A 6,845-nucleotide genomic window follows, 5' to 3' on the forward strand; every position below is an offset into this window, starting at 1 on the left:
CCCCGAGGCCAGCCCCCCCAGCCGTGCCAGCCGCCCCAGGCGGCTTGCCGGGACGCGCACGCCCCGAAGGCTCGATGGGGGCAGGCTCGATGGCGGCAGGCTCGAAGGGGGTCGGTCGGTCACATGCGCCTCGCTGCGGTCCGGGATGGAGCAGCACAGATAGCAGCGCGCGCGGCAGGGGAAAGGGCCATCCGGGCGGCGGGTCCCGCCCGGATGCGGTTTCAGGCGGCGCCCGGCGCCGCGGACAGGGCCGCCGTCGGCATGGCCGACCCCGACGCGGGCCCCGGCGCCGGCACCGCCGAGACCGGCCGCCCGACATGCAGGCTGGGGCCGACACGGACCACCACACGGCCATCGGGACGGCTGCTGACGTATTGACCGTGCACGGAACTGTAACGTCCGATCATGATGGTGCACATGGTTTCATCACTCCGTTACTTCAGGAGATCAGGTTTCACCAAAATGATTGACAACGCAATGGTGGGGTTTCGCCGCACCCGCACAGCGTTGTGATCCTGTCACAACCAGTCGCGCAGGATCGGGATCAGCGGCAGGTCGGCCGGCGGCATCGGATAGTCGCGCAGGCTGCGGGGCGCGACCCAGGCCAGCTTCTGCCCCTCGCGCGGGGTCGGCACGCCGGCCCATTTCCGGCAGGCAAACAGCGGCATCAGAAGATGAAAATCGTCATAGGCGTGGCTGGCGAAGGTCAGCGGCGCCAGGCACGACGCCCAGGTGTCGATGCCCAGCTCCTCGTGCAGCTCGCGCATCAGCGCGGCCTCGGGGGTCTCGTGCGCCTCGACCTTGCCGCCGGGGAATTCCCACAGCCCCGCCATGGACTTGCCCTCGGGGCGGCGGGCCAGAAGGACCCGCCCGTCGGCGTCGATCAACGCCACCGCCGCCACCAGGACGACGCGCGCCCCACCCTGCGCCGTCACGAGCGATAGTCGGCGTTGATCGCGATGTAGCCATGCGTCAGGTCGCAGGTCCACATCGACGCGGCCGCCGGTCCAAGGCCCAGATCCACCGCCACCGTCACCGTGTCACCGCGCATGCCGGCCGACACCTCGGCCTCGTCATAGCCCGCGGCACGGGCACCGCCCTCGGCCACGGTGATGCCGCCGAAGCGGATCGTCAGACGGTCGCGGTCGGCCTGCGCGCCCGACTTGCCCACGGCCATCACGATGCGGCCCCAGTTGGCATCCTCGCCGGCGATGGCGGTCTTGACCAGCGGCGATTCGGCGATCGCACGGGCGACGCGGCGGGCGTCGTCCTCGCTTGCGGCACCGGTCACGCTGACCTCGATCAGCTTGCGTGCGCCTTCGCCGTCGCGCACGATCTGCAACGCAAGGTCCTGCATGACGGCACGCAGACCGGCCTCGAAGGCGCGACCGGGCGCGCGGCGCAGATCGCCCACCGCCGGGCCCGCCCCGGTCGCCGCCACAAGCACCGTGTCGGAGGTCGAGGTGTCCCCGTCCACGGTGATGCGGTTGAACGTCTCGTCGGCCAGCCGCCGCACGAGGCGCGCCAGCGCGGGCTGCGGCAGGCCCGCGTCGGTAAAGATGAACGCCAGCATCGTGGCCATGTCGGGCGCGATCATGCCCGAGCCCTTGGCGATGCCCACGATTCGCGCCGACCCACCGTCGAGGTCGACTTCGGCCACCGCGCCCTTGGCAAAGGTATCGGTGGTGCGGATGGCCTGGGCCGCGGCCTTGAAATGGCCGGGGGCAAGCGTCAGGCCCGGCAGGGCCGTGACGATGGGTTCGGGGCTCAGCGGTTCGCCGATGACACCGGTGGAGGCGGTGAACACCCGCCCCTCGGGCACGCCCAGCACATCGGCCGCGGCCCCCGCCACCGCCGCCACCGCCGCCGCACCGGCCGCACCGGTGAAGGCGTTGGAATTGCCCGCGTTGACCACGAACGCCGCCGGCTGGTCACCGGGATCGAGGCCCAGCTTGGCCTCCACGTCCAGCACCGCGGCCGAGCGGGTGGCCGAGCGTGTCACCACCCCCGCCACCGCCGTCCCCGGCGCCAGCCGCGCCACCAGCAGGTCGTCGCGCCCGACATAGCGCACGCCAGTGGCGGCGGTGGCCAGTTCCACCCCCGCCACCGTGCCCAGATCGGGAAAGCGCGCCGGCGCCAGCGGCGACACCGCAGGGCCGAACTCCAGCGCCTTGCGCGCCTTCTTCAGCTTCCTGCGCAGCTTGCGCGCCTCGCCTTCAAGCTTGCGCGCCGCAGTCTTCCATTTGCCGGCCATGGCCGAGCCTCCTCCTGCGTGCCGGCGCGGGGGGCGCCGTCAGTCTTCCAGCAAGCTCTGATCGCGCACGAGGGCGGGGTCAATCCCCTCGCTCAGCAGCTCCACCGTGGTGGCGGCGCGCGCGGCCGCGACATGGGCCGCGACGGCCTCGCGCTGCAACTCGGCGCTCAGCTGGCCGCGCACCTGCTCCAGCGTCGGGGCATCGGCCATGCGGGTATCCTCCAGCAGGATCAGGTGCCAGCCGAACTGGGTCTGCACCGGCTCCGAGACCTGGCCCGGCTCCAGCGCCTGCACGGCGGCATCGAAGGGTCCGACCATCTGCCCCGGGCCGAACCAGCCCAGCGCCCCACCGGCCTCGGCCGAGCCCGGATCGCCGGAGTTTTCCCGCGCGAGATGGGCGAAATCCGCGCCATCCGCCAGCGCCGCGGCGAGGGCCTGCGCCTCCTCCTCGGTCGGCACGAGGATGTGGGCCGCGTTGAACTCGCGCTCCGGCTCGACGTCGAGGTACAGCTCGGCATAGAGGGCCTGCAACGCCTCGTCGGTCGCGGCGCCCTCGACCACGCGGGCCAGCTCGTCGTTCACGATCACCTCGCGCCGGCTGTTGTCGAGGTCGACACGCAGGCGGGTGTTGAACGGCTCGGCCACCGATTGCGCCACGGCGGTCTGGTCGACCAGCTGCTCCACGATGCCGCTGAACAGCATCTCGTCGGGCAACTGGCGATACTGCTCGGGCAGCCGCGCCATCAGCCCGACCACATGGCCCAGCGTGATCTCGGTGTCGCCCACCCGGGCCACCACGGTATCGGCGTCATTGGCCAGCGCCGGCTGCCCGGCCACCATCCCCGCGATCAGGGCCGCGGCGGCCCACGTTCCCTGCCCCATGGCGTTTGCCGCGCGTGAAGTCCTGCGTGTCATGGATGTTCCCTGTCATCTGGTTGGATCCGCGGTCGGGCCCGCGCCCGGAGCCACGGCGTGCATCGCCGGGCCGGTCTGCGTTGACACCTGTCGGGCGGCCCCTTACATCGCTGACGGGTCGCCGGATGCCGGTTACCCCCGCCGGGGTATGTCTTAGGGGAGCAGGTCGCGGCCGGCAACCCGCCGGACACCCCCCACAGCGGCGGGCGAGGGGCGCACCCCCTGCCCCGTTCGCATCGCATTCGGGAGACGTCATGCTCGGTTTCAACACGATCGCGCGCAAGGTGTTCGGCACGCCGAACGATCGCAAGGTCAAGTCCGTCCGCCGCATCGTCGAGCAGATCAACGCGCTGGAGGAGGCCACGAAGGCCCGCAGCGACGCCGAGCTGATCGAGGCGACCCAGGCGCTCAAGGCCCGCGTGGCCGCCGGCGAGGCGCTCGACGACCTGCTGCCGGAGGCGTTCGCCAACTGCCGCGAGGCCGCCCGCCGCGCGCTGGGGCTGCGCGCCTTTGACGTGCAGCTGATTGGCGGGATCTTCCTGCACCGTGGCAACATCGCCGAGATGAAGACCGGCGAGGGCAAGACCCTGGTCGCCACCTTCCCGGCCTATCTGAACGCGCTGACGGGGCGTGGCGTGCATATCGTCACGGTCAACGACTATCTTGCGCGGCGGGACTCCGAATGGATGGGCAAGGTCTATGCCAAGCTCGGGATGACCACCGGCGTCGTCGTGCCCCAGCAGCCCGAGGACGAGAAGCGCGCGGCCTATGCCGCCGACATCACCTATGCCACCAACAACGAGCTGGGCTTCGACTATCTGCGCGACAACATGAAGTCGGAGCTGGCCGACATGTACCAGCGCGGCCATTACTTTGCCGTGGTGGACGAGGTCGACTCGATCCTGATCGACGAGGCGCGCACGCCGCTGATCATCTCCGGCCCCAGCCAGGACCGCTCGGACCTCTATACCGCCGTGGACCGCATCGCGCCGCATCTGCAGCCGGAGCATTTCAGCCTCGACGAGAAGCAGCGCAACGTCACCTTCACAGAGGAAGGCAACGAGTTCATCGAGGAGTGGCTGGAGACGAACGGCATCCTGCCGGAGGGGCAGTCGCTGTATGACCCCGAATCCACCACCATCGTGCACCACGTCACCCAGGCCCTGCGCGCCCACAAGCTGTTCGTGCGCGACCAGCAGTACATCGTGCGCAACAACGAGGTCGTGCTGATCGACGAATTCACCGGCCGCATGATGGCCGGCCGGCGGCTGTCGGACGGCCTGCACCAGGCCATCGAGGCCAAGGAAGGCGTGCCGATCCAGCCCGAGAACACCACCCTCGCCTCGGTCACCTTCCAGAACTACTTCCGGCTTTATGAACGGCTGTCGGGGATGACCGGCACCGCCTCCACCGAGGCCGAGGAATTCTCGCAGATCTACGGCCTCGACGTGATCGCGATCCCCACCAACCTGCCGATCCAGCGCGAGGACGAGCACGATCAGGTCTATCGCACCGCGCGCGAGAAGTTCGAGGGCATCCTGGAGGAGATCAAGGCCGCCCACGAGCGCGGCCAGCCGATCCTGGTGGGCACCACCTCCATCGACAAGTCCGAGATGCTGTCGGAGATGCTCAAGAAGGAGGGCATCCCCCACAACGTCCTCAACGCCCGCCAGCACGAGCAGGAGGCGAAGATCGTGGCCGAGGCCGGGCGCCTGGGCACCGTCACCATCGCCACCAACATGGCCGGGCGCGGCACCGACATCCAGCTGGGCGGCAACGTGGAGATGCGCGTGCTGGAGGCGCTGGCCGCCGACCCCGAGGCCGACCCGGCCGAGGTCCGCACCCGCATCGAGGCCGAGGTCGCCGACGAGAAGCGCCGCGTGATCGAGGCGGGCGGGCTGTTCGTGCTGGCCACCGAACGGCATGAAAGCCGGCGCATCGACAACCAGCTGCGCGGCCGCTCGGGCCGTCAGGGCGATCCGGGGCGGTCTGCGTTCTTCCTGTCGCTCGAGGACGACCTGATGCGGATCTTCGGGTCCGAACGGCTGGACAAGGTGCTCTCCACGCTGGGCATGAAGGAAGGCGAGGCGATCGTTCACCCCTGGGTGAACAAGTCGCTGGAGAAGGCGCAGGGCAAGGTCGAGGCGCGCAATTTCGACATCCGCAAGCAGCTCCTGAAGTTCGACGACGTGATGAACGACCAGCGCAAGGTCGTGTTCGGCCAGCGGCTGGAGATCATGCGCGCCGAGGATCTGGCGGAGACCGTGCGCGACATGCGCCACCAGGTGATCGACGATCTGGTGGACCTGCACCTGCCGCCGAAATCCTATGCCGAGCAGTGGGACACCGACGGGCTGAGGCGCGACGCCGCCGAGAAGCTGGGCCTCGACATCCCCGCCGAGGCCTGGGCCGAGGAGGACGGCGTCGATCAGGAGGTCGTGCGCGAGCGCCTTTACGGCATGTCCGACGCGCTGATGGAGGAAAAGCTGGAGGGCTTCGGCGCCGACACCATGCGCCAGATCGAGAAGCAGTTCCTGTTGCAGTCCATCGACGCCAAGTGGCGCGAGCATCTGCTGCGGCTGGAGCATCTGCGCTCGGTGGTGGGGTTCCGCGGCTATGCCCAGCGCGATCCGCTGAACGAATACAAGACCGAAGCGTTCACCCTGTTCGAATCGATGCTCGACAGCCTGCGGGCCGAGGTCACGCAGAAGCTGTCGCGCGTGCGCCCCATGACCGAGGAGGAGCAGCAGGACATGCTGCGCCAGCTGGCCATGCAAAGCCATGCCGCGAGCGTCGCCGCCGAGAACGACGGCAAGCGCCCCACCCCGCTGGTGGACGGCTTCGACGAGACCAACCCCGACACCTGGGGCAACCCGGGGCGCAACGACAACTGCCCCTGCGGATCGGGCAAGAAGTTCAAGCACTGCCACGGCAAGCTGGTCTGAGGGGCACGGCCCGGCGCGCGCCACCCCCGCAGGGTGCGGAGGTCAGGCCAGCGCGTCGATCACCTCGGCCACCGCCATCACGTCGTCGCGGGTGCAGTCGAAGCTGCCGACCTGCACCCGGATCACCTGCCGCCCGCCATGCACCGTGGGCGTCAGGTACACCCGCCCGTCGGCGTTGATCCGCGCCAGCAGGTCGGCCGTCGCGCCGTCGCCGTCGCGGTGGGCAAAGGTGAACAGCGACAGACGCGGCGCGGTGACGATCTCCACCGCCGGGTGATCGGCCAGCCGCGTGGCCAGCGCCTCGGACCAGGCCACATGGTTGCGGATGCGCGTGCGCAGCCCCTCCAGCCCATACGCCCGCAGCACGAACCACAGCTTCAGCGCCCGGAACCGCCGGCCCAGCGGCACGGTCCAGTCGTTGAAGTCCGTCACCTCCGCGCCCTCCGTCGCCAGATAGGCAGGCTTCATCCCCAGCGTGCGGATCTGCGGGCCCGGATCGGCCAGGAACTGCACCGCGCAATCGAACTGCGCGCCCAGCCATTTGTGCGGGTTCACGACGATGGAACTCGCCCCCTCCACCCCCGCCCAGAGGTGCCGGTACTCGGGGCAGATCATGGCGCTGCCGGCCCAGGCGGCGTCCACATGCACCGGCAAGCCCGCCGCGCGCACCACCGCAATCGCCGGCCCCAGCCGGTCGCAGGCCCCGACCGATGTGCCCCCGGTGCACAGCA

At 70.0% G+C, this 6,845-nt stretch carries 6 protein-coding genes; 1 reads left to right on the forward strand and 5 read right to left on the reverse strand.

Going from position 1 to position 6,845, the window contains the following annotated elements; all coding sequences use genetic code 11:
- Window positions 1-221: 221 nt before the first annotated feature.
- The 4 genes from CCR87_RS06735 to CCR87_RS06750 all read right to left on the reverse strand — a co-directional run bounded on the left by CCR87_RS06735 (window position 222) and on the right by CCR87_RS06750 (window position 3,136).
- Window positions 222-407, reverse strand: a complete 186-nt coding sequence (locus CCR87_RS06735; protein ID WP_201156792.1) for a hypothetical protein — start codon at window positions 405-407, stop codon at window positions 222-224.
- A gap of 111 nt (window positions 408-518) precedes the next feature.
- Window positions 519-935 (reverse strand): NUDIX domain-containing protein, encoded by a 417-nt coding sequence (locus tag CCR87_RS06740; protein WP_201156793.1) that lies wholly within the window; start codon window positions 933-935, stop codon window positions 519-521.
- The gene (gene argJ, locus CCR87_RS06745) at window positions 932-2,254 is read right to left on the reverse strand and encodes a bifunctional glutamate N-acetyltransferase/amino-acid acetyltransferase ArgJ (RefSeq protein WP_201156794.1); all 1,323 of its coding nucleotides are present in this window, start codon (window positions 2,252-2,254) and stop codon (window positions 932-934) included. The genes CCR87_RS06740 and argJ overlap by 4 nt, the downstream gene beginning before the upstream one ends.
- A gap of 39 nt (window positions 2,255-2,293) precedes the next feature.
- Complete coding sequence (locus CCR87_RS06750; RefSeq protein WP_201156795.1) at window positions 2,294-3,136, reverse strand: peptidylprolyl isomerase; 843 nt, start codon at window positions 3,134-3,136, stop codon at window positions 2,294-2,296.
- 287 nt (window positions 3,137-3,423) lie between these two features.
- Between CCR87_RS06750 and secA the strand changes: the two genes are divergently transcribed.
- Window positions 3,424-6,114 carry a preprotein translocase subunit SecA gene (gene secA, locus CCR87_RS06755; protein ID WP_201156796.1) on the forward strand — a complete coding sequence of 897 codons (2,691 nt, stop codon included), beginning with the start codon at window positions 3,424-3,426 and terminating at the stop codon, window positions 6,112-6,114.
- 42 nt (window positions 6,115-6,156) lie between these two features.
- Here the strand turns inward: secA and CCR87_RS06760 are convergent.
- Window positions 6,157-6,845 (reverse strand): pyridoxal phosphate-dependent decarboxylase family protein (locus CCR87_RS06760; protein WP_242511894.1); only part of this gene is annotated, 689 nt, incomplete at its 5' end.

The organism is Rhodobaculum claviforme (assembly GCF_016653255.1).
Classification (GTDB): Bacteria; Pseudomonadota; Alphaproteobacteria; order Rhodobacterales; family Rhodobacteraceae; genus Rhodobaculum; species Rhodobaculum claviforme.